The organism is Agrococcus sediminis (assembly GCF_007923295.1).
Lineage (GTDB): Bacteria > Actinomycetota > Actinomycetes > Actinomycetales > Microbacteriaceae > Agrococcus > Agrococcus sediminis.
Genome location: NZ_VOIR01000015.1, coordinates 235,566 through 260,911, shown reverse-complemented (window position 1 = coordinate 260,911; position 25,346 = coordinate 235,566). Strand labels below are relative to the sequence as shown.

Here is a 25,346-nt window from a genome sequence, read left to right as displayed (position 1 = left end):
GCCTCAGTCGATCGTGACGTAGTCGGGGCCGGAGTAGCGGCCGGTGGTGAGCTTCTGGCGCTGCAGCAGCACGTCGTTCAGCAGGCTCGAGGCGCCGAAGCGGAACAGGTGCGGGTCGAGCCACGCCTCGCCGCAGGTCTCGGCGACCGTGACGAGGTACTTCATGGCGTCCTTCGCGGTGGCGATGCCGCCCGCGGGCTTCACGCCGATGCGCTCGCCCGTCAGCCGCTCCCAGTCGCGCACGACCTGCAGCATGAGCAGCGTCACCGGCAGCGTGGCCGCGGGCTGCACCTTGCCGGTGGAGGTCTTGATGAAGTCGCCGCCGGCGAGGATCGACAGCCACGAGGCGCGGCGCACGTTGTCGTACGTCACGAGCTCGCCCGTCTCGAGGATGACCTTGAGGTGCGCGAAGGTGCCGTCGGTGCGGCGGCACGCCTCCTTGGTGGCGACGATCTCGTCGAAGACCTTGCCGTAGTTGCCCTCGAGGAACGCGCCGCGGTCGATGACCATGTCGATCTCGTCGGCGCCGGCAGCGACCGCGTCGCGGGTGTCCTGCAGCTTGACCGGCAGGCTCGCGCGCCCGGACGGGAACGCGGTTGCGACGGCAGCGACGTTGATGCCGTCGTCGCGGCCGTTGCTCCAGGCCGAGCCGAGCGCCTCGACCGCGTTGCCGACCATGTCGCCGTAGACGCAGACGGCCGCGGGGCGCGGCGTCGAGGGGTCGGATGCGTCGGGCACGAGCGCCTTCGCGACGAGCGAGTGCACCTTGCCCCGGGTGTCGTTGCCCTGGAGGGTCGTGAGGTCGATCATGCGGATCGTGAGGTCGAGCGCCGCCTGCTTGGAGCTCGTCTTGATGGAGCGGGTGCCGAGCGATGCGGCGCGGGCCTCGAGGCCCACGGCGTCGACGGCCGGCAGGCCCTCGAGGTGTCGGCGGAGTGCGACCTCGGAGAGGTCGCCGCCGAGCAGCTGGACGGCGCGCTCTGCGGGCGCGAGCGCTGCGCTGGGTGTGGTCACGCTGATCCTTCTTCCCGCCGCGGTGCGGTCGTCCGCCAGGTGTGTCGCGGCGTACGGCGTGCTGGGCAGTCTACCGGCCGCGGGAGCCCTGTCCGGACAGGTCAGGCCGTGGCGGTCGCGACGAGCTCGCGCGTGCGGTCCACATCGCGCGACATCTGAGCGATGAGCTGGTCGAGGCTCTCGAAGCGGTGCATGGGCCGCACGAAGTCGACGAGCTCGAGGCTGATGGGCCGGTCGTAGAGGTCGAGGTCGACGTCGAGGAGGTACGCCTCGACGGTCTTCGCGGCGACGCCGTCGAAGGTGGGGTTGTCGCCGATCGAGACGGCGGCGGGGAACGTGCCGGCGTCGACGTGGGCGAGGGCCGCGTAGACGCCGTCGGCGGGCACGAAGCCCTCGACGGGCGCGCCGAGGTTGGCGGTCGGGAAGCCGAGCGCCCGCCCCCGCTGGAAGCCGCGCACGACGTCTCCGCGCAGCACGTGCCGGCGGCCGAGCATGCCGTTGGCCTCCTGCACGCGGCCGAGCTCGAGCGCCTCGCGGATCCACGTGGAGGACACGCGCCGGCCGTCGGCGAAGCAGATGTCGTCGATCGACTCGACGCGGGCGCCGCGCGGCTCGGCGAGCGCGCGCAGCATGGCCGCGTCGCCGGCGCCGCGGTGGCCGAAGCGGAAGTCGTCGCCGACGAGCAGCACGCGCGCGCCCAGCCCGTCGAGCAGCACGCGCTCGGCGAACTCCTTGGCGGGCTGCGCCGCCGTCTCGGCCGTGAACGGCACCACCACGACCCGGTCGGCCCCCGCGGCGCGCAGCAGCTCCACCTTGTGCGGCAGCGACACGAGCGGCAGCGGCGCGCGGTCGGGCCGCACGATCTCGAGCGGGTTGCGGTCGAAGGTGACGACGGTGGTCGCGAGGCCCTCGGGCTCGGCGAGCGCGCGCAGCTGCTCGATGATGCGCTGGTGGCCGATGTGCACGCCGTCGAACTTGCCGATCGTGACCGCGCTCGGCACGGCCTCGAGCGCGTCGATCCAGTCCATGCCGGCCCCGCCGTCGCCGCTCACGCCGCCACCCGCTCGCGGCTCGCGCGCAGCCACCACAGGCCCAGGAACGGCAGCACGGCGGGGATGAAGAGGTAGCCCATCCCGAAGCGGCTCCAGACGGTGTCGTGCGCGAAGAGCTCGGGCGCCACGAGCGAGAGGGTGCCGACGACCAGCACCCCGACGAGCTCGAAGCAGACGGCCGCGAGCGCGACGCGCCGCCATGCATCCGCCCGCATCGCGAGCGCGACCGTCGCGAGCAGGTAGACGACCGCGGCGACGGCGCTCAGCGAGTAGGCGAGCGGCGCTTCGTCGAAGCGCTGCACGATCTGCACGAACGAGCGACCGGTCGCCGCCATCGCCAGCACCGCGTACACCGCGATGAGGACCCGCCCGATCCCGGCATGCTTGCGCTCGCTCATCGGAAGCGAGTCTAATCGCCGCGATCAGGCCAGCTGCACGAACCAGATCTGGTGCATCCGGTAGACCATCACCGCGACCGCGAGGATGCCGACGCCCACGACGAGGGTCGACCACTCCCCCTTCTTGTCGACGAGCGCCCACATGACCGCCGCCGGCGGGATGACGAGCGCGGTGATGAGGTAGGTCCAGTACTCGAGCAGGTCGCCGGTGGGGCCCGCGCCCATGATCGGGGCGACGACGGATGCGACGGTCTGCACGACGAGGGTGAGGAGCGTGAGCGCCGCGGCAGCGAGGACCCCGTCGCCGAACGGCCGCCTCGTGAGGCCGACGATCGCGACGACGCCGCCGATCACGCCCAGGCCGATCGCCTGCGCGAGCATCACCCAGCTGATCATCGTGCCGCCTCGGCCGCGGCGCCCGTCGGGAAGTTGGTCACCGGCAGCATGCGCCGGCCGTCGATGCGCGCGATGCCGACGAGGCGGTCGCCGTGGACGGCGGCGACGATGCCGGCCTCCCCCTCGAGCGCGACGGTGCGGCGGCCGCTCGCGAGGTTCGCGGCGCGCTCGTCGTCGAGCCGCGCGACCGGCAGGATGCGGGACGCCGCCTCGGCCGGGGTCAGCAGCAGCGCGCTCGCGCCCTGCTCGGGCAGGGCGTCGGCGATCGGCGCCCCCTCCACGTCGAACGGCCCGATGCGCGTGCGGCGCAGCGCCGTCAGGTGCCCGCCGACGCCGAGCGCGGCGCCGAGGTCGCGCGCGAGCGCGCGGATGTACGTGCCGCTCGAGCAGTCGACGACCACGTCGACCTCGGCGAGGGGGCCCGGCCGGAAGGCGAGCGCTTCGAAGCGCGCGACGGTGACCGGGCGGGCCCGCAGCTCGACCTGCTCCCCCGCCCGCACCCGGGCGTACGCGCGCTCGCCGTCGACCTTGATGGCGCTCACGCTCGACGGCACCTGCTCGATGTCGCCCGTGAGGCGCGCCATCGGCGCCGCGAGGTCGTCGCCCGACAGGTGCGACGCATCCGCCGTGCTCGTGACGTCGCCCTCGGCGTCGTCGGTGCTCGTGGCGGCGCCGAGCGCGATGGTGGCGGTGTAGGTCTTGTCGAGGCCGACCATGTGGGTGAGCAGGCGAGTAGAAGGCCCGACGCCCAGGATGAGCAGGCCCGTCGCCATCGGGTCGAGCGTGCCGGCGTGGCCGACCTTGCGGGTGCCGAGGGCGCGGCGCGCGCGGCTCACGGCGGTGTGGCTCGTGATGCCCTGCGGCTTGTCGACGAGCAGGATGCCGTCGGGGGCGGGTGGGGCGTCGGGCACCCGACGAGCCTAGCCGCCGATAGCCTCCTCGACATGGCGGTTGCGGGCACGGCGGATGCGACGGCGCGGCAGCGCGTCGCGGTGATCGGCGCGGGCGCGATCGGCGGCACGATCGCCGCGCGGCTCGACGCGATCGGGCACGACGTGACGGTCACGGCGCGCGGCGAGAACCTCGCCGCGATCCGCGAGCACGGGCTGCGCCTGCGCGGCGCGTACGGCGCGCACACGGCGCGCGTGACGGCGCTCGAGTCGCTCGCCGAGGCGCCGGACGTCGCGATCCTCGCCACCAAGGCGACGGGCACGGCGGCGGCGCTCGAGGCGAGCCGGGCGGCGCTCGCGGACGTGCCGCTGCTCGTCGTGCAGAACGGCCTCGGCGGCGAGCGGGCCGCCGCGCGCCTGCTCGGGCACGACCGGGTCGCCGGCGGCATCGCGCTCATGGCCGCGAACTCCATGGAGCCCGGCGTCGTCACCGTCACCGCCGCCGGCGACACGATCGTCGGCGGCGCCGAGGGCGAGCGCTTCGCGGCGCTGCTCGGCGAGGCGCTGCCCACGTCGCTCACCCCCTCGATCGAGGGCGCGCAGTGGACGAAGCTGCTCATCAACATGGTCAACGCCCTGCCGGCGATCGTCGGCCACTCGGTGCAGGACGTCATCCGCGACCCGGGGCTGCGGCGCGTGATGCTCGCGTCGATGCGCGAGACGGCGCGCATCGGGCTCGCGTCGGGCGTGCGCTTCCAGCCGCTCCAGGGGCTCACGCCGCTGCTCGTGCGGCTCGTGGCCTTCGCGCCGCGGCGCATCGCGCAGCAGGTGCCGCTGCGCATCAGGGACCGGCTCGGCGACGTGCCGAACCTCGGCTCGACGCAGCAGTCGATCCGCCGCGGGCAGCCGACCGAGGTCGACCTGATCAACGGCGCGGTGGTGGATGCGGCGGCGCGCCTGGGGCGGGAGGCTCCCGTCAACGCCGCGCTCGTCGAGCTCGTGCACGAGGTCGAGCGGACGGGCCGCTTCCTGCCCGCGTCGGCGGTGCGCCGGCTCGCCTAGCAGCTGTCGGCGAAGCTCTGCCGGGGCACCCGCCAGTCGGTGTTGTCGACGATGAACGCGGCTCGCCTGCGCGGCACGACCGTGCGCTCGTAGTGCTCGTGCGCCTCCCGGTAGCGGCGGTGCGACTCGTGCGCGACGTCGGGGTGCGCGCCGTCCCGCGCGCGCATCCGCTCTCCCCGCACGCGGTCGTCGGCCTCGAGCAGCAGCACCGCGTGCCACTTGCCCGCGAGCGCGGGCCGCTGCAGGAAGACGCCGTCGACGATGAGCACCGCATCCGGCCCCGCCGTCTGCCACTCCATCTCGATGCTGCGGTCGGTCGCGAGGTCGAAGGCGGCCGTCTGGAAGCCGGTCGAGCCGCCCATGCGGAACGGCTGCAGCAGCACGCGGTCGAGCAGCTCGATGTCGAAGGCGTCCTCGTAGTAGCCCTTCGACGAGTCGCGCCCCTGGCGGTAGCGGAACGCCTGCGGCCGGTGGAAGTCGTCGACGCTCGCGCGGAACGCCTCGACGCCGGCGCGCGCGAACGCCACCTGGAGCGCATCCGCGAACCGCGTCTTGCCGACGCCGTCGCGCCCCTCGACCGCGATGAGCCGCCGCCCGCGCGGGTTCCGCCGCAGCAGCTGCTCGACGAGGCTCGTATATAGGGCCTTCTGCTCGGGCGTCCAGGAGGCCGCCTTCATGAGGAGCGCGCGGTCGACCATGCCGCCAGCCTAGGCGCTGGGTACGCTGGCGGGATGCTCGACGGCCGCTCGCTGCCCGCGCTCGCCGCCTGGTATCGCGCGAGCGCCCGCGACCTGCCGTGGCGGCGGCCGGAGTTCGACGCGTGGGGCACGCTCGTGAGCGAGATCATGCTGCAGCAGACGCAGGCGGCGCGCGTCGCGGTCGAGATCGACCGCTGGCTCGAGCGCTGGCCGACGCCCGCCGACCTCGCCGATGCGCCCACCCACGAGGTGCTGCGGCAGTGGGGCACGCTCGGCTACCCCAGGCGGGCGCTGCGCCTGCAGGACACCGCGCGCGCCATCGTCGAGCGGCACGGCGGCGAGGTGCCGAGGGACGTGGATGCGCTGCTCGCGCTCCCGGGGATCGGCGACTACACGGCGCGGGCCGTCGCCGTCTTCCACTTCGGCGACCGCCACCCGGTCGTCGACACGAACGTGCGCCGCGTCGTCGCCCGCGCGGTGCACGGCCGCGGCGAGGCGGCGCCGGCGGCGAAGCGCGACCTGGCCGACGTCGAGGCCCTGCTGCCCGCCTCCCCCGCCGACGCATCCGTCGTCTCCATCGCGCTCATGGAGCTCGGGGCGCTGGTGTGCACCGCGCGGGCGCCGAGGTGCGACGCGTGCCCCATCGCCGACGCGTGCGCGTGGCGCGCGGCGGGCTACCCGCCCTACGAGGGCCGGCGCGCGCCTCGGCAGGCGGCGTTCGCGGGCAGCGACCGGCAGGCGCGCGGCACGGTGCTGCGGGCGCTCCGGGCCGTCGACGTGCCGCTCGCCGAGGCCGACCTCGCGCCGCTCTGGCCCGACGCGGCGCAGCTCGAGCGCGCCGTCGCCTCGCTCGCCGCCGACGGCCTGGTGCTGCGCGAGCACGGGGCGGTCAGGCTGCCCGACTAGGTTGTGCGCCATGCCGGCACGACACCAGCGCCTCATCGACCGTCCCGCCGCGAGCGACGAGCTCGCCGCCGCCCTCGCCGCGATCCGCGAGGAGCTCGGCCTCGACGCCGAGTTCCCGCCCGCCGCCGAGGCCGAGGCCGCGGCGTACGCCGCCGACCCGCGGCTGCCGGAGCCAGACCGTACGCAGGTGCCGTTCGTGACGATCGACCCCGAGGGCTCGACCGACCTCGACCAGGCGCTGCACCTCGAGCGCGACGGCGACGGCTTCGTCGTGCACTACGCGATCGCCGACGTCGCAGCGTTCGTCGAGCCCGGCGGCGCGATCGACGCCGAGGCGCGCCGCCGCGGCCAGACGATGTACGCGCCCGACGGCCGGGTGCCGCTGCACCCGCCCGTCGTGAGCGAGGGCGCCGCGAGCCTGCTCGAGGGGCAGGAGCGCGCCGCGTACGTGTGGACGATGCGGCTGGATGCGTCGGGCGACGTCACGGGGACGACGCTCGAGCGCGCCCGGGTGCGCTCGCGCGAGCAGCTCACCTACCGCGAGGCGCAGGCGCGCATCGACGGCGGCGACGCGATGCTGGGGCTGCTTCGCGAGGCGGGCGAGCTGCGCATCGCGCTCGAGGAGGCGCGCGACGGCGCGAGCCTCGACATGCCCGAGGAGGAGATCGCCCGCCACGGCGACGACTACCGGCTCGAGCGCCGCGAGCTGCTGCCCGTCGAGCGCTGGAACGCGCAGGTCTCGCTCATGACGGGCATGGAGGCGGCGAACCTCATGCTCGGCGCGGGGCGGGGCATCCTCCGCACGATGCCGCGGCCCCCGAAGGGCGACGTGCGGCGCTTCCGCAAGGAGGTGCGCGCGATCGGCGAGGAGTGGGCCGAGGGCGAGCACTACGGCGCGTTCCTGCGCCGCCTCGACCGCTCGAAGCCGACGACGCTCGCGATCCTGCAGGTCGCGCGGCGGCTGTTCCGCGGCGCGGGCTACACCGTGCTCGACGGCACGGCGGCGCCCGGCGGCGGATCGGATGCGTCGCTGATCCAGGCGGCCATCGGCGCGCCGTACGCGCACACGACGGCGCCGCTGCGGCGCCTCGTCGACCGGTACGTGCTCGCGCACTGCGAGGCGATCGCGAACGGCCGCGACATCCCGGCGTGGGCGTCGGAGGGCCTCGTCGGGCTGCCGGAGATCATGCAGGAGTCGGGGCAGGTCGCGAGCCGGCTCGAGCGGGAGTCGATCGACGCGGTCGAGATCGCGATGCTGCGGCACCGGGTCGGCGAGGACTTCGATGCGGTCGTCGTCGAGACCCGGAAGGACGGCGCCACGGTGCAGCTGCTCGACCCGCCCGCCGAGGCCGCGTGCGCGACCTCGGCGGAGCCGGGCGAGCGCATCCGCGCCCGCCTGGTCGAAGCCGACCTGGCGGCGCGGCGGCTGCGCTTCGAGGAGGCCCGCTAGGCCTCCTCGTCCTCCTCGCGCGGCTTGCGGTACGGGTCGGGCTCGCCGGCGAACTGCGCCGCCGCGGCCGCCTGCTGGGCGGCGAGGTCGCGCTGGCGCGCCTCGTCGAGCAGGTGCTCGATCGACGCCGCGCTCTCGGGCAGCGCGTCGAGGATGAACTCGATCGACGGCGTCAGCCGCAGGCTGATGCCCTTGCCGATCTCGCGGCGCACGACGCCCTTGGCGCTCGCGAGCGCGGTCTCGGTGTCGGCCCGCTCCTCGTCGGTGCCGTACACCGTGTAGAAGATCGACGCGTGCTGCAGGTCTCCGGTGACGCGCACATCCGTGATCGTCACGAACCCGAGCCGCGGGTCCTTCACCTCGCGCTCGAGCGCGCGCACGGTGATCTCGCGGATGCGGTCGGCGATCTTCCTCGCCCTGGGGTTCTCGGCCATGGGACTTCCTCTCGCTTCAGACGGGTGTGGGGCGACCGCAGCCGCCCCACACCTCGTTCCGCACGTCAGACGCGCGGCTTCTCCACCATCTCGGTGGTCTCGATCTCGTCGCCGATCTGCAGGTCGTTGAACCTGCCGAGGCCGATGCCGCACTCGAAGTCGGTGCGGACCTCGGTGACGTCGTCCTTGAAGCGTCGCAGCGACTCGATGGCGAGGCCATCGGCCAGCACGACGCCGTCGCGGATGACGCGAGCCTTGGCGTTGCGGGTGATCGTGCCGGAGCGGACGATGCAGCCCGCGATGTTGCCGAACTTCGAGGAGCGGAACACCTCGCGGATCTCGGCCACGCCCGACTGGATCTCCTCGTACTCGGGCTTCAGCATGCCCTTGAGCGAGTTCTCGACATCCTCGATCGCCGCGTAGATCACGTTGTAGAACCGCACGTCGACACCCTCTCGGGCGGCGCGCTCGCGGGCCTTCGTGTCGGGGCGCACGTTGAAGCCGATGATGACGGCCGAGTCGACCGTCGCCAGGTTCACGTCCGACTCGGTGATCGCGCCGACGCCGCGGTGGATGATGCGCAGGTCGACGGTGTCGTCGATCTCGATCTTCAGCAGCGACTCCTCGAGCGCCTCCACGGCACCCGAGACGTCGCCCTTGATGATGAGGTTGAGCGTCTCGACCTTGCCCTGCTCCATGGCGAGCTTGAAGTCCTCGAGCGACAGGCGCTTGCGGGCCTTGGCCAGCATGGCGTTGCGCTCGACGGCCTCGCGCTTCTCGGCGATCTGCCGGGCCGTGCGGTCCTCCTCGGTGACGATGAAGGTGTCGCCGGCGCGCGGGACGCTCGAGAGGCCCTGCACCTGGACGGGCATCGACGGGCCGGCCTCCTCGACCAGCTCGCCGCGGTCGTCGACCATCGCACGGACGCGGCCGTAGGCCGTGCCCGCGACGATCGCGTCGCCGACGCGGAGCGTGCCGGACTGGATGAGCACGGTCGCGACCGAGCCGCGGCCCTTGTCGAGCTTCGCCTCGATGGCGACGCCGCGGGCCTCCTTGTGCGGGTTGGCGCGCAGGTCGAGGCCGGCGTCGGCCGTGAGCAGCACGGCCTCGAGGAGGTCCTCGATGCCCGTGCGGGCCAGCGCCGAGACGTCGACGAACATGGTGTCGCCGCCGTACTCCTCTGCCACCAGGCCGTACTCGGTGAGCTGCTGCCGGACCTTCGCCGGGTTCGCGCCCTCCTTGTCGACCTTGTTCACCGCGACCACGATCGGCACGTCGGCCGCCTGGGCGTGGTTCAGCGCCTCGATCGTCTGCGGCATGATGCCGTCGTCCGCCGCGACCACGAGGATCGCGATGTCGGTGACGCGAGCGCCTCGGGCGCGCATGGCGGTGAACGCCTCGTGGCCCGGGGTGTCGATGAACGTGATCGCGCGGTCCTCGCCCTCGTGCTCCTGCCAGACCTGGTAGGCGCCGATGTGCTGGGTGATGCCGCCGGCCTCGCCGTCGATGACGTTCGCGCCGCGGATCGCGTCGAGCAGGCGCGTCTTGCCGTGGTCGACGTGGCCCATGACGGTGACGACGGGCGAGCGGTACTCGAGGTCCTCGTCGCTCTCGTCCTCGAGCTCCTGCTCGAGGTCGATGTCGAAGCCCTCCAGGAGCTCCTTGTCCTCGTCCTCGGGGCTGACGATCTGGATCTTGTAGCCCAGCTCGGCGCCGAGCAGCTCGAACGTGGTCTCGTCCAGCGACTCCGTCGCCGTCGCCATCTCGCCGAGGTGGAACAGCACGGTGACGAGGTCGCCGGGGCTCGCGTCGATCTTCTCGGCGAAGTCGGCGATGGATGCGCCGCGACGCATGCGGATGACGGTCGTGCCGTCGCCGCGCCGGACCTTGACGCCGCCGATCGACGGCGCCTCGCGCATCTCGAACTCGAGGCGCTTCGTGCGCTTCGACTTGCGGGACTTGCCCTTGGCGCCGCCCTTGCCGAACGCGCCGGCGGTGCCGCCGCGGCCGCGGCCGCCGGGGCCGGGACGACCCGCGAACGCCGGACCGCCGCGACCGGGAGCGCCACGACCGGGCGCGCCCTGACCGGGACGCTGGAACGCGCCGCCGCCGCCGGCACCGGGACGGCCTGCGCCGCCCGGACGGGGCGAGCCCGGGCGCGGGGCGCCGGGACGCGGTGCGCCGGGACGAGGTGCCCCGGGGCGCGGAGCCGCGGGGCGCGGGGCGCCCTGCTTGCTCGTGAACGGGTTGTTGCCGCCGCGGGGGCGGCCCATGCCCTGGTTCGAGGCGAACGGGTTGTTGCCGGGGCGGGGAGCGCCCGGGCGCGCCATCGGGCGCGGGATGCTGCTGCCCGACGCATCGCCGCCGGGGGCGGCCTCAGCGGGCGCGGCAGGCGCCGCGGGTGCTGCCGGCGCCGCAGGTGCGGGCGTCTCGGCGCGCGGCGCGGGCGCAGCTGCGGGGGCGGGCGACGGCGCCGGGGCGGCGTCGGCCTTGGGCTCGGCGGGCGCCGGCGCGGGTGCCGGAGCAGCTGCCGCCGGCTTCGCGGCCGGAGCCTTCGTCGCCGGGGCCTTGGCTGCGGGCGCCTTCGCGGGCTCCGCGGGGGCAGCGGTGTGCCCCTCCGCCTCGAGGGCGGCCTTGAGCTTGCGGGCGACCGGGGGTGCGATCGCCGAGGCGGGTCCCTTGACGAACTCGCCCATCTCCTTGAGCTTGGCCATGGCGACCTTGCTCTCGACGCCGATCTCGGCGGCGATCTCATGCACGCGTGGGTTTGCCACTTCTCTCCTGTCCTGGTCCGCCCAGGACAGGGCGGACGATTAGCTGACGGGTCTCATTTCGAGCTGCTCATCAGTTGTCCATGTGCCGTTCATTCCTTCGGTCGGGGCTCGGGTCGAGCCCGTCCTGTGCCCATCGTGCGATGGGCGAGGTGTCCAGGTGCGGATGGCGCAGCGCCCGGGGAAGCGCGCGGAGCGCGCGTTCCGCGCACTGCTGCGTCGGATGCACCCACGCGCCTCGGCCGGGAAGCCGTCGATCGGGATCGACGACCGCCGCGTCGCCCTGCGCGACGATCCGCACGAGATGTGCGGGTTCAGTGCGCGCGCGACAGCCAAGACACGTTCGGATGTCCCCATCGTACCGCACGACACGCCCGGGACGCAGGGAGATCGCTCAGTCCTCCATGACGGAGTCGGGCTGGATGTCGATCTTCGCCCCCGTCAGCTTCGCCGCGAGGCGCGCGTTCTGGCCCTCCCGGCCGATGGCGAGCGAGAGCTGGAAGTCGGGCACGAGCGCCCGCACGGCCTTCGTCTTCTCGTCGAGCATGAACGCATCCGACACCCGTGCCGGGCTCAGCGCGCTCGCGACGAACGCGGGAAGGTCCTCGGAGAAGTCGACGATGTCGATCTTCTCGTCGCCGAGCTCGGCCTGCACGGCGCGCACGCGGGCGCCGAGCTCGCCGATGCAGGCGCCCTTGGCGTTGATGCCGGGCTGCGTCGCGCGCACCGCGATCTTCGAGCGGTGGCCGGCCTCGCGCGCGATGGCGACGATCTCGACAGCGCCCGAGGCGATCTCGGGCACCTCCAGCGCGAACAGTCGGCGGACGAGCGACGGATGCGTGCGGCTCACCGTCACCTGCGGGCCGCGCTGGCCTCGCTCGACCTTCGTGATGTAGACGCGCAGGCGCTGGCCGTGCTTGTACTCGGCGCCCGGGACCTGCTCCTCGGGCGGCAGCAGCGCCTCCATGTCGTCGCCGAGCTTGACGTGCACCATGCGCGGGTTCGTGCCCTGCTGGACGACGCCGGCGATGATGTCGCCCTCGCGATCCTTGTACGCGCCCAGCACCGACTCGTCGCTCTTGTCGCGCAGCGCCTGGAAGATGACCTGCTTCGCGGCGGTCGCGGCGATGCGGCTGAAGTCGTCGGTCGTGGCGATCGACTCGCCGATGCGGTTGCCGTCCTCGTCGAGCTCGGGCTCGTACAGGGTGACCTCGCCGGTCTTCCGGTCGACCTCGACGCGCGGCTGCGGCGCCGTCGCGTCGTGCTTCTCGCCCGAGCGGACGTGGGCCTGGAGGATCGCCTGCTCGATGATGCGGATCAGGTCGTCCGACGAGATCTCCCGCTCGCGCTCGACGGTCTTCAGCACGCTCAGATCGATCTTCACTTGTGGACTCCTTGTTCTGCTGCTCGCTCACGGCACGGGATGCCGACCGGCCATCCTACCGCGCCGGCGGCTAGTGTGGTCGCCCGTGGAAGCACTCGACGAACTGATCGTGACGGCCGGCGACTTCTGGTGGACGTGGATCGTCCTCCCCGTGCTGGCGGTGCTCGGCATCTACTTCACCGTCCGCTCGGGCGTCGTGCAGCTGCGGCTGCTCCCGGCGATGTTCCGCGTGCTGACCGACAGGACGCCGAAGGACCGCGACGGCAACGCGCAGTCGGTCTCCTCCTTCCAGGCGTTCACGATCTCGGCCGCGAGCCGCGTCGGCGTCGGCAACATCGCCGGCGTCGCGACCGCCATCGCGTTCGGCGGCCCCGGCGCCGTCTTCTGGATGTGGACGATGGCGTTCGTCGGGGGCGCATCCGCCTTCATCGAGTCGTCGCTCGCGCAGCTCTACAAGCACCGCGACGCCGACGGCTTCCGCGGCGGCCCCGCGTACTACATGCAGCGCGGCCTCGGGAAGCGGTGGATGGGCGTCCTCTTCGCCGTCATCCTCATCATCTGCTTCCCCTTCGCCTTCTCGTCGCTGCAGGCCAACACGATCGTCGCGACGGTCTCGTCCACGATCGGCACCGAGGCCGAGTGGCTCCCCTGGGTGGTCGGCATCCTCGTCGCCGCCCTCACGGGCCTCATCGTCTTCGGCGGCGTGCGCCGCATCGCGAAGGTGACCGAGTCGCTCGTGCCCGCGATGGCGCTGCTGTACCTGATCCTCGGCATCATCATCGTCGCGATGAACATCTCCGAGGTGCCGCGGGTGCTCGGCGAGATCTACGCCGGCGCCTTCGGCTTCCAGCAGGTCGCGGGCGGCGCGCTCGGCACGATCATCATGCAGGGCGTCAAGCGCGGCATGTTCTCGAACGAGGCGGGTCTCGGCTCCGCCCCGAACGCGGGCGCCTCCGCCGCCGTCACCCACCCGGTCAAGCAGGGGCTCGTGCAGACGCTCGGCGTCTACTTCGACACCTTCCTGGTCTGCTCGATCACGGCCTTCATCATCCTCGTCTCGACCCCTGACCTCACCGGCGCCGAGGGCGGCATCGCGCTCACCTTCGACGCGGTGACCGGCCAGCTGGGCGCGTGGGCGGGCGTCGCGCTCTCGGTGATCGTCTTCCTGCTGGCGTTCTCGTCGATCATCGGCAACTACTACTACGGCGAGTCGAACATCGAGTTCATCACCGAGCGCCGCGCGGCCCTCACCGCCTATCGCGTGCTCGCGGTGGCGGCGGTGCTCGGCGGCTCGGTCGTGGCGACCGCGACCATCTGGAGCACGGCCGACATGCTCATGGGCGTCATGGCCATCGTGAACCTGATCGCGATCGGCCTGCTCTCGGGCGTCGCGTTCAAGCTGCTCAAGAACTTCGACGAGCAGCGACGGGCCGGCAAGGACCCCGTCTTCACCCGCGACATGCTCCCCGAGGTGCAGGGCGTCGAGGTGTGGGAGAGCGTGGAGTCGGTCACCGGCCAGTGGGAGGCGCTGCCGGCCGACGAGGCCGACCGACGGCCGCGCCGCTAGCCCGTCAGCGGCCGAGCGCCGCCTCGAGCTCCTCGATCCGCACCTGCTGCCGGTCGCCCGTCGCGCGGTCCCAGACGTCGACGAGGCCTGCGGCGGCGTCGCGGCCGACGATCACGATCTGCGGCACGCCGATGATCTCGGCATCGCCGAACTTCACGCCGGGCGAGACCTTCGGCCGGTCGTCGAGGAGCACCTCGAGCCCGCGCGCCTCGAGGTCGGCCCCGACCGTCTCGGCGACCCGGAACGCGGCCTGGTCCTTGCCGGTGGCGACCACGTGCACGTCGAACGGCGCGATCTCCCGGGGCCAGATGATGCCCTTCTCGTCGTGAGACTTCTCGACGATGGCCGCGAGGTTGCGCGTCACGCCGATGCCGTACGAGCCCATCGTCACCGTGACGAGCTTGCCGTTCTGGTCGAGCACCTTGAGCCCGAGGGCCTCGGCGTACTTGCGGCCGAGCTGGAAGACGTGGCCGATCTCCATGCCCCGCTCGAGGGTGACGGGGCCGGAGCCGTCGGGCGCGGGGTCGCCCTCGCGCACGTCGGCCGCCTCGACCCATCCGTCGCCCGCGAAGTCGCGGCCCGCGACGAGGCCGAACACGTGCCGGCCGGGCTCGTTCGCGCCCGTGATCCAGGCGGTGCCGTCGACGACGCGACGGTCGAGCAGGTAGCGGATGCGCGTGGAGCCCTGCTCGCCGAGCACGGCTCCGGAGGCCGACCACGGGCCGATGTAGCCCTTCACGAGGCCCGGGTTGGCGGCGAAGTCGGTCTCGTCCGCGGCGGTCACCTCGGCGGGCTGGAACGCCACCTCGGCGCGCTTGTCGTCGACCTCGCGGTCGCCGGGGAGCCCGACGACGACGAGCTCCTTCGAGCCGTCGAGGTGCGTGAGGCGCAGCACGACGTTCTTCAGCGTGTCGGCGGCCGTCCACGGGCGGCCGTCCTCGCGCGGGAAGCGCGCGTTCGCGTCGGCGACGAGCGTCTCGATCGTGGGCGTCTCCGGGGTGTCGTGCACGACGGCGGCGGGCAGGCCCTCGACGGGTAGCGGGTCGGGGGCGACGGTCTCGAACGCCTCGACGTTGGCCGCGTAGCCGCCCGCCGAGCGCACGATGGTGTCCTCGCCCACGGGCGTCGGGTGCAGGAACTCCTCCGACTTCGAGCCCCCCATGGCGCCCGCGTCAGCCGAGACGATGACGTACTCGAGCCCGAGCCGCTGGAAGATGCGCTCGTAGGCGTCGCGCTGGCGCTGGTACGAGGCGTCGAGGCCGGCGTCGTCGACGTCGAACGAGTAGGCGTCCTTCATCGTGAACTCGCGCGCGCGCAGGAGCCCCGCGCGCGGCCGCGCCTCGTCGCGGTACTTGTCCTGGATCTGGTAGATCGTCAGCGGCAGCGACTTGTAGCTCGACACGAGGTCCTGCACGAGCAGCGTGAAGACCTCCTCGTGCGTCGGCGCGAGCAGGTGGTCGGCGCCCTTGCGGTCCTGGAGGCGGAAGATGCCGTCGCCGTACTCCGTCCAGCGGCCGGTGCGCTCGTACGGCTCGCGCGGCAGCAGCCCCGGGAACAGCACCTCCTGGGCGCCCGCGGCCGTCATCTCCTCGCGGATGACGCGCTCGATGTTGCGGCGCACGCGCAGGCCCAGCGGCAGCCACGAGTACAGCCCGGCACCCGCGCGGCGGATGTAGCCGGCGCGCAGCAGCAGGCGGTGGCTCGCGACCTCGGCTTCGGCCGGGTCCTCGCGCAGCGTGGTGAAGAAGAGCTCGGAGAGGCGGATCACCCTTGCGAGTCTAGGCGGCGCGCGAGGCTCACCAGGGCCGCTCGACGCCCGAGCCGCCGCCCTCCTGCTCGCCGCCCTCGTCGTACTGGTCCTGCTGCTGCTGCTCGGTCTGGGCGTCCTGGTTCTGCTCCTCGAGCTGCTCCTCGGGCGTCTGCGGCTCCTGCTCGCCCTCGCCCTCGCCCTCGCCGTCGCCGTCGCCCTCGTCGGACGACTCGTCCTCGATCTTCTCCTCGATGCGCGGCTGCGCGGCCTCGAACTGCGCCTGGGTGTCGGCCTCGCCCTCGCGCGGCTCGTCGAGGCACCCCTCGGGGAGGCCGTCGATGAGGGCGAGCGCCTCGCCGTAGAAGCCGTTCGCGGCCTGCGTGTCGACGGCCTCCCGGGCGACATCGCCCTGCTTCTCGATCGCCGTGACGAGCGACGCGACGATGATGCAGTGCTCGTGCAGCTGGACGGGCGTCTCCGGCTCGCCGTGCAGCTGCAGCGACTCCTCGATCTCGGCCCTGCCCTCCTCGAGCGAGCCGCCCATCACGAGCGAGACGCCCAGGTCGAACGGCGCCTTCCACGGCTCGATCCAGTTCCACAGCTCGAGCCCGCGGGCGGCCTCCGCGGCCTGGCCGTAGGCGCGGCCCTCGAAGCGGTCGATCGCCGTCTGCGAGAGCGCGTTGACGCTGATGAGCTTCGTCGACAGCACGAGCACGGCGAGCGCCACGGGGATGAGCCCGAGCATGAGCCACCACCGCAGGGTGCGGCGCTGCCGGTCGGTGAGCACGCGGCGGCGGATCCCCGGGAGCCTCATCGCGCCTCCTCCCGCAGGATGCCGCGCGTCGAGCGCAGCGAGCGGGCGAGGCTGAGCCCCTCCCAGGCGAGCAGCAGCGCGATGGGCACGGCGAGCACCCACGCCACCTCGAGCCGCGCCTCCTCCGTGCGGTCGAGGTCGGCCTCCCCGTCGAGCACGGCCATGGGGCCGAGCGCGTCGGCGAGCGGCAGGCCCGGCTGCCGGTGGAGGTAGCTGATGCCCAGCTCATCGGCGATCGACTGCAGCTGCTGCTCGTCGATGCGGCTGATCGCGTCGCCGCCCGCCGGATCCTGCAGGTACGCCTCGTCGGTCGGGTCGAAGCTCGACACGCGCATCCGCCCGCCCTCCTCGGTGCCGTAGCCGAGCACGAAGCCGCGGTCGACGAGCCCGGCGACGTCGTCGAACGACTGCGGCGGCTCCTCGGCGGTGTGCTCGCCGTCGCCGAGGTAGAAGACGATCGCGGGCGAGTCGGGCTCCTCGGCGGCGCTGCGCTCGAGCTCGGCGAGCAGCAGGTCGTGCGCGGCCGCGACCGACGTGCCGCGCGACTGCTGCGCGATCTCGGGCCGCAGCGCCCGCACCATCTCGATCACCGCCGAGCCGTCGTCGGTGAGCGGCACGCGCAGGGACGCGGTCGAGTCGAACGAGATCACCGAGATGTCGGCGCCCGCGAAGGAGCGCGCGATCTCGACGACGTCCTCCTGCATGCCGACGAGCCGCGGCTCGCTCCCCCAGTCCTCGGCGGCGACCGACTGCGACGTGTCGACCATCACGAACACGCGCGCCTGGATCGACGCGGTCGGCACCTCGCCGCCCGGGAGCGCGGGCCGGAAGGCCATCGCGACCGCGAGCGCCACGAGCAGCGTGCGGCGCAGCCACGCCATGCGCCTGCCCCGCGCCGCGACGAGCTGCCACGCGCACAGCGCCAGCAGCGCGACGCCGACGACGGCGACGAGCACCGGCAGGGTCGGGTGGAACGTGATCACAGCCGCACCCTCCAGGCGATCAGGCAGACGCCTGCGACGAGCACGAGCACGACGAGCGGCAGGGCGCCCGGCCGGTCGACGACCTGGATCTGCGGCGGCGTCTCGATGTAGCCGGCCTCGATCGCGTTCACCCGGTCGACGATCTGCGGCACCGTCTGCGCGAAGTCGAGCGCGAAGTACGCGCCGCCGGTGCCCTCGGCCGTCTCGCGCAGCTCCTGCGAGTACTGGTCGCCGCCGAAGTCGAACGGGTTGATCGCGTAGACGCGCACCTCGTTGTCGACCGCGAGCTGGCCGGCCTGCGGCAGCGAGTAGATCTGCTGGCCGTTCACGACGTTGTCGGTGGCGAGGATGATCGACCGCGGCCGGTCGCTCGCCTCCAGGTCGGCGAAGTCGAGCACGCAGGACGCGAGGCCGTCGCCGACGAGCGACGCCCCGAGCCCGCTCGCGGTGCCCGCGAGGTAGTTGAACTGCTCGTCGGGCCCGAGCGTGCCGTTCAGCGCCCGCACGTAGCGGCCCAGCTGCTCCTGGATGTAGTCGTAGTCGCTCGTGAGCGGGAACGCCATCACGCTCGACGCGTCGAAGATGCGCATGCCGACGCGCTCGCCGTCGAGCTCCGCGGCGATCTGCTGGTAGACGCCCAGGATCTCGGCGTCGACGTCGACCATCGAGCCCGACACGTCGAGGCACAGCACGATGTCGCGCTTGTAGTCGTCCTCCTGGTTCGCGTGCACGCCCGACGGCCGCGACGCGACCGTGCCCGCGACCGCGAGCCCGGCGATCGTGGCGACGAGGGCGCCGGCGATCCAGAGCCGGTAGCGCAGGAGCGCGCCGCGGAAGGCCGCGAGCCCCGTCATCCGGTCGACGTGCGCGACGGGCAGGCCGCGGTCGCGACGGCGCCGCGGCAGCACGAGCCCCACCACCACGAGGGCGATGCCGACCACGAGCACGACCGGCAGCACCCACGGCCACAGCAGCGTCACATCCACGTCGCCACCACCTGGCGCGCGGCGGCGATCGCCGCGTCGGGGTCGTGCTTCGCCGCGCGCCGGAACGACGACGGGTAGTACTGCTCGACCGCGCCCTGCACGGTCGGCAGATCGGCCGAGCGCAGGTCGCGCAGCGTCATGACCTCGGCCACGACGCCCGTCGACTCGTGGGCGAAGAACCGCAGCACGAGGCTGAGCCGCTGCGCGAGCGCCCGCGGGTCGAGCTCGCCGTCGGCGTGCTCCTTGGCCACCTCGTCGATGAGGCCCAGGTACTTCTCCTTGACGCTCCGCACGTCGATCGGCACCGGCGGGGGCGGCGGCGGCTCGAGCAGGCCGCGCGGCCGGGTCCAGAGCCAGGCGAAGGCGTAGGCGGCGAGCACGAGCAGCAGCAGCACGCCGCCGAGCACCCACCACGGCCCGTAGCCGAAGGGGCCGTACGTGTCGGGCGCCGGCAGCAGCGCGAGCGCCTGCGCGTCAGCGGCGCGCACGGCGGTGCCTCTCGAGCAGGCGGAAGAGGCTCCCGATCGCCGACGCCGAGGAGCCGACGCGCACCGACGCGATGCCGAGCGAGCGCAGGCCCGCCTCGAGGCGCTCGCGGCGGAGCGCGGTCTGCTCGTCGAACGCGCGCCGGAGCCCCCGGTCGCGGCGGAGGAACGGCGGCAGCCCGACGCCGGAGTCGACGCCGACGAGGTCGCGGTGGTCGCCGGCGCGCGCCATGAGGTCGGCGTCGCCGATCGACACCCACAGCACCTCGTGGCGGGCGTGCAGCCTGCCGAGGTGCACGTCGAGGTCGTGCGTGTACGCGAGGTCGTCGGCGACGACGACGATGAGCGAGCGCCGGCGCATGCGCCGCACGGCGTGCTCGAGCACGACCTCGAGGTGCGAGTGCGGGCCGTCGAGGCCGATCGCGTCGTCGACGCGGCGGAGCATGCGCTCCAGGTGCGCCTCCGAGCCGCCCTCCTGCATGCTCTCGGTGCGCGACGCATCGCCCATGAGCAGCCCGACGCGGTCGCCATGCCGGGTCGCGAGGTAGCCGAGCACGCCGGCGACGAGGATGGCGATCTCGCGCTTCGACTCCCCCGACTCGGCGGTCGCGGCCATATTGCGGCCGGAGTCGACCACCAGCAGCAGCGTGTGCTGGCGCGACGCGATGTAGCGCTTGATGAGCGGCACGTGGCTGCGCGCCGTCGCCTTCCAGTCGATGTCCTTGACCTCGTCGCCCGGCTGGTACTCGCGCAGGTCGTCGAAGTCGTGGCTGCGGCCGTGGTGGATCGAGGCGTACTCGCCGTCGAGCAGCTCGAGGGTGCGGCGGTGCGCGTGGATCGACATGGTGGTCTTCACCTTGCGCAGACGTCGCTCCATCGACCGCTCCTACGGCGTGCGCACGGCGCCGAAGACGGCGTCGATGATCTGCTCGCTCGCGACCCCGTCGGCCTCGGCCTCGTAGCCGAGGATGAGGCGGTGGCGCAGCACGGCGTGGCGAAGGTCCTTGACGTCCTCCGGGATCACCCAGTCGCGGCCCTGCACGAGCGCGAGCGCGCGCGACGCCATCGAGAACGACAGCGAGCCGCGTGGGCTCGCCCCGTACTCGATGTAGCCCGCGAGCTGCGCCCCGATGTACTCCTCGGCGTGCCGCGTGACGTACATGAGCTGCACGACGTAGTTCGTGATCGCCTGGTCGACGTAGACGCGCTTCACGAGCGACTGCAGGAACCGCACGTCGTCGAGCGAGGCGACCGGCCCGTCGTGGCCGCGCTCGAACACGCCGGTCTCGGCGCGACGCACGATCTCGGCCTCCTCCGTCGGCGACGGGTAGGTGAGCACCTCCTTGAGCAGGAAGCGGTCGAGCTGCGCCTCGGGCAGGGTGTACGTGCCCTCCTGCTCGATGGGGTTCTGGGTCGCGAGCACGAGGAACGGCTCCGGCAGCGCGTGCGTCTCGCCGCCGATCGACGTCTGCCGCTCCTGCATCGCCTCGAGCATCGCCGACTGCGTCTTCGCGCTCGAGCGGTTGATCTCGTCGAGCAGCACGAAGTTCGCGTGCACGGGGCCGAGCTGCGTGCGGAAGTCCCCCGAGTGCTGGTCGTAGATCTGCGTGCCGACGATGTCGCTCGGCAGCAGGTCGGGCGTGCACTGGATGCGGTGGAAGGAGGCCGAGACCGAGCGCGCGAGGGTCGCGGCCGCGGTCGTCTTCGCGAGGCCCGGCACCGACTCCATGAGCACGTGGCCGCCAGTCAGGAGCGCGACGAGCAGGGAGCGCAGCAGCTGGTGCTGGCCGACGACGGTCGACTGGAACGACTGCTCGATCGACCGCACGATGGCCTTGGCGCGCTCGAGCTCCTCGGGCGTGATCGGGTCCCTGCCGGGGACTGCATTGGACACGCGGCGCTCCTTCAGTCGGTCGTGGGGGCTGTCGCCCCGGTCACGCTATCTGCTCGTGCTGAGCGGGTGGCGAGCACCGCCGCGACGGCGACCGTCGCGATCACCGGGAGCATCGCGAGGTTGAGCCCGCCGTAGCCCGCGAGGCCCAGCAGCGGGCCGGCGGCGGCGCCGGCGGCGGCGCCCGAGAGCCCCATCACGAGGTCGCTGCGCCCCTGGAGCGCGGGCCGCAGGCGCGGCTCGACGGCGGCGGCGACGAGCGTCGAGCCGGCGACGGTCGAGGCGCTCCAGCCGAGGCCGAGCAGCGCGAGCCCGACGGGCGCGAGCGCGACGGGCAGCAGCAGGTTGGCGAGCACCGACAGCAGCAGGATGCCCGCGCCCGCGAGCACGGTCGCCCGCGCCCCGACGCGATCGGTGAGCCATCCGAAGACGGGCGAGAGGGCGTACATGCCGGCGGTGTGGGCGCTCATCGTGAAGCCGATCACGCCGAGCGCCTGGCCGGCGTGGTCGAGGTGCACCGGCGTGAGCGCCATGACGCCCACCATGGTCGCGTGCGCCGCGGCGACCGCGAGGACGGCGGCGAGGGCGCGCGGATGCGCCGCGAGGCGCAGGCGCGGAGCCTCGGCCTCGACGGGCACGCCCATGCGGCTCTCCAGCAGCGGGTCGGGCCGCAGCGACGACCACAGCACCGCCGCCGTGACCGCCATCGCGGCGGCCGAGATGACGTACGCCCCGACGAGGCTCGGGAGGCCCAGCGAGACGCCGAGCGCATCGCCCGGCCCGATGAGGTTGGGGCCGACGATCACGCCGATCGTCGTCATCCAGACGACGAGCGCGAGGTCGCGGCCGCGCCGCTGGGGCGTCGACAGGTCGGTGGCGGCGAAGCGCGACTGCAGGTTGACCGCCATCGCGCCGCCGAGCACGAAGAAGCCCGGCAGCACGAGCCACGGCGCGTCGAGCGCGCCGCCGACGGCGAGCGTCACGGCGCCCGCGAGCGCGAGCAGCGCGCCGGTCGTGAGCGAGACGCGGCGGCCGCGCCGCTGCGCGAGCTTCGCGAGCGGCACCGCGAGCGCAGCACCGCCGAGCGTGAGCAGGGTCGCGGCGAGGCCCGCGAGCTCCTCCCGCCCGGTCACCTGGGCGACGAGCAGCGAGCCCACGCCGAGCGCGACGCCGTTCGAGAGGCCGCCGAGCGCCTGCGCGATCGACAGCACGGTGAGCGTGCGGCGCTGCGCCGGGTGCGCCGCCGGCTGCTCCTCGGGCGCGGCCGTCACGTCAGACGGTGATGACTTCGGCCTCGCCCGCGGGCAGGCCCTGCTCGTCGGCGAGCTTGCGCGCCTCCTCGATGAGGGTCGCGACGATCTCCGACTCCGGCACGGTCTTCACGACCTCGCCCTTGATGAAGATCTGGCCCTTGCCGTTGCCCGAGGCGACACCGAGGTCGGCCTCGCGCGCCTCGCCCGGGCCGTTCACGACGCATCCCATGACCGCGACGCGCAGGGGCACCTGCACGTCCTTCAGGCCCTCGGTGACGTCGTCGGCGAGCGTGTAGACGTCGACCTGGGCGCGGCCGCACGACGGGCAGGAGACGATCTCGAGCTTGCGCTCGCGCAGGTTGAGCGACTGCAGGATCTGCAGGCCCACCTTGACCTCCTCGGCGGGCGGCGCCGAGAGCGAGACGCGGATGGTGTCGCCGATGCCCTCGGAGAGCAGGATGCCGAAGGCGGTCGCCGACTTGATCGTGCCCTGGAAGGCGGGGCCGGCCTCGGTCACGCCGAGGTGCAGCGGCCAGTCGCCGCGCTCGGAGAGCATGCGGTACGCCTTCACCATCACGACCGGGTCGTTGTGCTTGACCGAGATCTTGAAGTCGTGGAAGTCGTGCTCCTCGAACAGGCTCGCCTCCCAGACCGCCGACTCGACGAGCGCCTCGGGCGTCGCCTTGCCGTACTTCTCGAGCAGGCGCGGGTCGAGGCTGCCCGCGTTCACGCCGATGCGGAGGCTGACGCCCGCGGCCTTCGCGCGCTTGGCGATCTCGCCCACCTGGTCGTCGAACTTGCGGATGTTGCCGGGGTTGACGCGCACGGCCGCGCAGCCGGCGTCGATCGCCTGGTACACGTACTTCGGCTGGAAGTGGATGTCGGCGATGACCGGGATCTGGCTCTTCTTCGCGATGATGTGCAGCACATCCGCGTCGTCCTGGCTCGGCACGGCGACGCGCACGATGTCGCAGCCGGTGGCGGTGAGCTCGGCGATCTGCTGCAGCGTCGCGTTGATGTCGGTGGTCTTGGTCGTCGTCATCGACTGCACCGACACGGGCGCGTCGCCCCCGACGAGCACCTTCCCCACCTTGATCTGCCGGGTCTTGCGACGCGGCGCGAGCGTGAGCGGGGCGGGGCTCCCGAGGTTGATGGCTGCCATGGTGCAAGCCTACGCTCCGCTCCTGTCAGGACCGCCGCGATCGGCTGGCACACTCGATGGGTGATCACCGCAGCAGCAGACGGCTCCTCCCTCGGCAACCCGGGCCCCACCGGCTGGGGCTGGTACGTCGACGAGGCGCGCTGGGCCGCGGGCGGGCAGCCGCAGGGCACGAACAACATCGGCGAGCTCGCCGCGGTCGTCGACCTGCTGCGCCAGAGCGCGGGCGTCGACGAGCTGCTCATCCTCTGCGACAGCCAGTACGTCATCAACTCGGTGACGAAGTGGATGGCGGGCTGGAAGCGCAAGGGCTGGCGGAAGGCCGACGGCAAGCCGGTGATGAACCGCGAGCTGCTCGAGGAGCTCGACCGGCTGATGGCTGCGCGGAGGGCCGCGGGCGGCGTGGTGCGCTTCGAGTGGGTGCGCGGCCACGCGGGCCACCCGCTCAACGAGGCCGCCGACCGGCTCGCGAACGGCGCGGCCGCGGCCTACCAGCGCGGCCTGGTGCCGGATGCGGGGCCCGGGTTCGGCGGCGTGACGCGCGCCGCGCCGTCGGCGGCACCGGCCGCATCCGCGCCTCCCGCGGCGGCGCCCGCCCCCGACCTCTTCGACGGCCTCGACCTGCTCGGCGACGAGTCAGCGCGCTGGCGCGACGGCTGAGCCGCGGCCCTACCCGCCGAAGAGGCTGATGGGCTTCACGATGTCGGCGTAGATGAGCAGCGCGCTCATCACGCCGAGCACGCCCGTGACGACGAGCGTCACCGGCACCCACTTCGCGGTGTCGAGCGGCTGCGCGACGGTGCCGCGCACCTTCGCCCACCCGCGCCGCACCGCGTCGATGATCGCGCCCAGGATGTGCCCGCCGTCGAGCGGCATGAGCGGGATGAGGTTGAAGACGAACAGCGCCACGTTGAGGCTCGCGAGCAGCTGCAGCATCGCGCTCATGCGCTCGAGCACCGGCACCTGGTCGAGCGCCGCGATCTCGCCCGCCATGCGGCCGACGCCGACGACCGACATGGGCCCGTTCGGGTCGCGCTCCCCCGGCCCGAAGGCCGCCTCGGCCACGTCGACGAGCCGCTGGGGCAGGTTGAGGATCAGCTCGCCCACCCGCACGACGTTGTCGCCCACCGCCGGCAGCACCGCGCCGAGCGGCTGCTGCTCGACGACGTACTGCGGACCGACGCCCACGAACCCGACCGTCTCGGTCACGGGCTCCCCGTCGACCTCGACCTGCTCGCCGCGGTCGTCGAAGACGTAGCGCTCGGTCGCGAGCGGCGTCACCTGGAGCGTCCGCTCGGCGCCGTCGCGCTCGACGACGAAGGCCGTCTCGCGGCCCGCGAGCTCGCGGATCGCGGACTGCACGTCCTCCCACCCGGCGACCGGCTCGCCGCCGATGCTGACGATCGTGTCGCCCGGGAGCATGCCCGCCTCGGCCGCGGGCGCGAGCGGATCGGCGGCCTCGCACTCCTGCCGCTCCTCCGACGCCGGGATCACGCACTCCGAGACGGTCGAGACGGTCGTCGACGGCACCGCGATGCCGAAGCCGCTCAGCACGACGCCGTAGAGCACGATCGCGAGCAGCAGGTTCATGAGCGGCCCGCCGAGCATGATCACGATGCGCTTCCAGGTGGCGAGGCGCCAGAACGCCCTGCCCTCCTCGCCCTCGTGGATGGAGTCGGCGCTCGTGGCCCGCGCATCCTGCACGAGCGTGTCGAAGAAGCCCGTCGACGCATCCCTCGACTCCCCGCCGGCCTTGAGCGGCGGGAACATGCCCGACATCGAGATGTAGCCGCCGAGCGGGATGGCCTTCACGCCGTACTCGGTCTCACCGCGGCGGAAGGAGACCAGGGTCGGGCCGAAGCCGATCATCCACTGGCCGACGCGCACGCCGAAGGCCTTCGCGGGCCACAGGTGGCCCAGCTCGTGCAGGCCGATCGAGACGGCGAGGCCGACCACGACGACGAGCACGCCCAGGATGTAGAGGAGGACGGCTTCCATCGCCG

General features: G+C 73.1%; 25 protein-coding genes. 5 read left to right on the top strand and 20 right to left on the bottom strand.

Annotation, left to right across the window (positions count from 1 at the left end):
* Positions 1 to 3: 3 nt before the first annotated feature.
* From deoC to truB, 5 genes are all read right to left on the bottom strand, one after another.
* Entirely contained in the window at positions 4 to 1,014 is a 1,011-nt protein-coding gene (gene deoC / locus FQ330_RS10480; RefSeq protein WP_146357363.1) for a deoxyribose-phosphate aldolase, read from the bottom strand.
* A gap of 101 nt (positions 1,015 to 1,115) precedes the next feature.
* A complete protein-coding gene (locus FQ330_RS10475; protein ID WP_225792807.1) occupies positions 1,116 to 2,066 on the bottom strand; it encodes a bifunctional riboflavin kinase/FAD synthetase in 951 nt (316 codons plus the stop codon).
* Positions 2,063 to 2,464 carry a hypothetical protein gene (locus tag FQ330_RS10470; RefSeq protein ID WP_128190166.1) on the bottom strand — a complete coding sequence of 134 codons (402 nt, stop codon included), beginning with the start codon at positions 2,462 to 2,464 and terminating at the stop codon, positions 2,063 to 2,065. Before FQ330_RS10470 ends, FQ330_RS10475 begins: the two co-directional genes overlap by 4 nt.
* Positions 2,465 to 2,488: 24 nt before the next feature.
* A complete protein-coding gene (locus tag FQ330_RS10465; RefSeq protein WP_146357361.1) occupies positions 2,489 to 2,860 on the bottom strand; it encodes a hypothetical protein in 372 nt (123 codons plus the stop codon).
* Positions 2,857 to 3,771 carry a tRNA pseudouridine(55) synthase TruB gene (truB, locus tag FQ330_RS10460; RefSeq protein ID WP_146357359.1) on the bottom strand — a complete coding sequence of 305 codons (915 nt, stop codon included), beginning with the start codon at positions 3,769 to 3,771 and terminating at the stop codon, positions 2,857 to 2,859. The genes FQ330_RS10465 and truB overlap by 4 nt, the downstream gene beginning before the upstream one ends.
* A gap of 33 nt (positions 3,772 to 3,804) precedes the next feature.
* Between truB and FQ330_RS10455 the strand changes: the two genes are divergently transcribed.
* Positions 3,805 to 4,812 (top strand): ketopantoate reductase family protein, encoded by a 1,008-nt coding sequence (locus FQ330_RS10455; protein ID WP_146357357.1) that lies wholly within the window; start codon positions 3,805 to 3,807, stop codon positions 4,810 to 4,812.
* On the opposite strand, the gene FQ330_RS10450 is transcribed toward FQ330_RS10455, so the two are convergent.
* Positions 4,809 to 5,510: a nucleoside/nucleotide kinase family protein gene (locus FQ330_RS10450; protein ID WP_146357355.1), complete on the bottom strand. Its 702-nt coding sequence runs from the start codon at positions 5,508 to 5,510 to the stop codon at positions 4,809 to 4,811. The two genes, FQ330_RS10455 and FQ330_RS10450, sit on opposite strands and share 4 nt — an antisense overlap.
* A 33-nt stretch (positions 5,511 to 5,543) precedes the next feature.
* Between FQ330_RS10450 and FQ330_RS10445 the strand changes: the two genes are divergently transcribed.
* On the top strand, positions 5,544 to 6,416 hold the full coding sequence (locus FQ330_RS10445) for an HhH-GPD family protein (RefSeq protein ID WP_146357353.1): 873 nt from the start codon (positions 5,544 to 5,546) through the stop codon (positions 6,414 to 6,416).
* A 10-nt stretch (positions 6,417 to 6,426) separates the two neighbouring features.
* A complete protein-coding gene (locus FQ330_RS10440; protein WP_146357351.1) occupies positions 6,427 to 7,866 on the top strand; it encodes an RNB domain-containing ribonuclease in 1,440 nt (479 codons plus the stop codon).
* On the opposite strand, the gene rbfA is transcribed toward FQ330_RS10440, so the two are convergent.
* The 4 genes from rbfA to nusA all read right to left on the bottom strand — a co-directional run bounded on the left by rbfA (position 7,863) and on the right by nusA (position 12,455).
* A complete protein-coding gene (gene rbfA, locus FQ330_RS10435) occupies positions 7,863 to 8,300 on the bottom strand; it encodes a 30S ribosome-binding factor RbfA (protein WP_128190689.1) in 438 nt (145 codons plus the stop codon). The genes FQ330_RS10440 and rbfA overlap by 4 nt on opposite strands.
* Positions 8,301 to 8,365: 65 nt before the next feature.
* Positions 8,366 to 11,074 carry a translation initiation factor IF-2 gene (gene infB, locus FQ330_RS10430; RefSeq protein WP_192575922.1) on the bottom strand — a complete coding sequence of 903 codons (2,709 nt, stop codon included), beginning with the start codon at positions 11,072 to 11,074 and terminating at the stop codon, positions 8,366 to 8,368.
* A 70-nt stretch (positions 11,075 to 11,144) separates the two neighbouring features.
* Complete coding sequence (locus tag FQ330_RS13720) at positions 11,145 to 11,438, bottom strand: YlxR family protein (protein WP_205649682.1); 294 nt, start codon at positions 11,436 to 11,438, stop codon at positions 11,145 to 11,147.
* Positions 11,439 to 11,465: 27 nt separating this feature from the next.
* A complete protein-coding gene (nusA, locus tag FQ330_RS10420; RefSeq protein ID WP_128190517.1) occupies positions 11,466 to 12,455 on the bottom strand; it encodes a transcription termination factor NusA in 990 nt (329 codons plus the stop codon).
* 85 nt (positions 12,456 to 12,540) lie between these two features.
* On the opposite strand from nusA, the gene FQ330_RS10415 reads away from it, so the two are divergent.
* Complete coding sequence (locus FQ330_RS10415; protein ID WP_146357349.1) at positions 12,541 to 14,022, top strand: alanine/glycine:cation symporter family protein; 1,482 nt, start codon at positions 12,541 to 12,543, stop codon at positions 14,020 to 14,022.
* A 4-nt stretch (positions 14,023 to 14,026) separates the two neighbouring features.
* Here FQ330_RS10415 and FQ330_RS10410 read toward each other — a convergent pair whose 3' ends face one another.
* From FQ330_RS10410 to ispG, 9 genes are read right to left on the bottom strand one after another with little or no spacing between them, the layout of a single operon-like run.
* Positions 14,027 to 15,790: a proline--tRNA ligase gene (locus tag FQ330_RS10410; protein ID WP_146357347.1), complete on the bottom strand. Its 1,764-nt coding sequence runs from the start codon at positions 15,788 to 15,790 to the stop codon at positions 14,027 to 14,029.
* A 28-nt stretch (positions 15,791 to 15,818) separates the two neighbouring features.
* Positions 15,819 to 16,586 (bottom strand): hypothetical protein, encoded by a 768-nt coding sequence (locus FQ330_RS13595; RefSeq protein WP_146357345.1) that lies wholly within the window; start codon positions 16,584 to 16,586, stop codon positions 15,819 to 15,821.
* Positions 16,583 to 17,569: a VWA domain-containing protein gene (locus FQ330_RS10400; protein WP_146357343.1), complete on the bottom strand. Its 987-nt coding sequence runs from the start codon at positions 17,567 to 17,569 to the stop codon at positions 16,583 to 16,585. Before FQ330_RS10400 ends, FQ330_RS13595 begins: the two co-directional genes overlap by 4 nt.
* A complete protein-coding gene (locus tag FQ330_RS10395; protein WP_146357341.1) occupies positions 17,566 to 18,555 on the bottom strand; it encodes a vWA domain-containing protein in 990 nt (329 codons plus the stop codon). The genes FQ330_RS10400 and FQ330_RS10395 overlap by 4 nt, the downstream gene beginning before the upstream one ends.
* Complete coding sequence (locus FQ330_RS10390; RefSeq protein WP_146357339.1) at positions 18,546 to 19,043, bottom strand: hypothetical protein; 498 nt, start codon at positions 19,041 to 19,043, stop codon at positions 18,546 to 18,548. Before FQ330_RS10390 ends, FQ330_RS10395 begins: the two co-directional genes overlap by 10 nt.
* A complete protein-coding gene (locus FQ330_RS10385; RefSeq protein WP_146357337.1) occupies positions 19,030 to 19,917 on the bottom strand; it encodes a DUF58 domain-containing protein in 888 nt (295 codons plus the stop codon). Before FQ330_RS10385 ends, FQ330_RS10390 begins: the two co-directional genes overlap by 14 nt.
* A gap of 9 nt (positions 19,918 to 19,926) precedes the next feature.
* Positions 19,927 to 20,934, bottom strand: a complete 1,008-nt coding sequence (locus FQ330_RS10380) for an AAA family ATPase (RefSeq protein ID WP_146357335.1) — start codon at positions 20,932 to 20,934, stop codon at positions 19,927 to 19,929.
* Positions 20,935 to 20,945: 11 nt separating this feature from the next.
* Entirely contained in the window at positions 20,946 to 22,202 is a 1,257-nt protein-coding gene (locus FQ330_RS10375; RefSeq protein ID WP_146357333.1) for an MFS transporter, read from the bottom strand.
* 1 nt (position 22,203) lies between these two features.
* Positions 22,204 to 23,346: a flavodoxin-dependent (E)-4-hydroxy-3-methylbut-2-enyl-diphosphate synthase gene (gene ispG / locus FQ330_RS10370; protein WP_128190358.1), complete on the bottom strand. Its 1,143-nt coding sequence runs from the start codon at positions 23,344 to 23,346 to the stop codon at positions 22,204 to 22,206.
* 60 nt (positions 23,347 to 23,406) lie between these two features.
* On the opposite strand from ispG, the gene FQ330_RS10365 reads away from it, so the two are divergent.
* Positions 23,407 to 24,003 (top strand): ribonuclease H family protein, encoded by a 597-nt coding sequence (locus FQ330_RS10365; RefSeq protein WP_146357331.1) that lies wholly within the window; start codon positions 23,407 to 23,409, stop codon positions 24,001 to 24,003.
* Between the two features lie 9 nt (positions 24,004 to 24,012).
* Here FQ330_RS10365 and FQ330_RS10360 read toward each other — a convergent pair whose 3' ends face one another.
* On the bottom strand, positions 24,013 to 25,341 hold the full coding sequence (locus tag FQ330_RS10360; RefSeq protein WP_146357329.1) for a M50 family metallopeptidase: 1,329 nt from the start codon (positions 25,339 to 25,341) through the stop codon (positions 24,013 to 24,015).
* Positions 25,342 to 25,346: the final 5 nt, after the last annotated feature.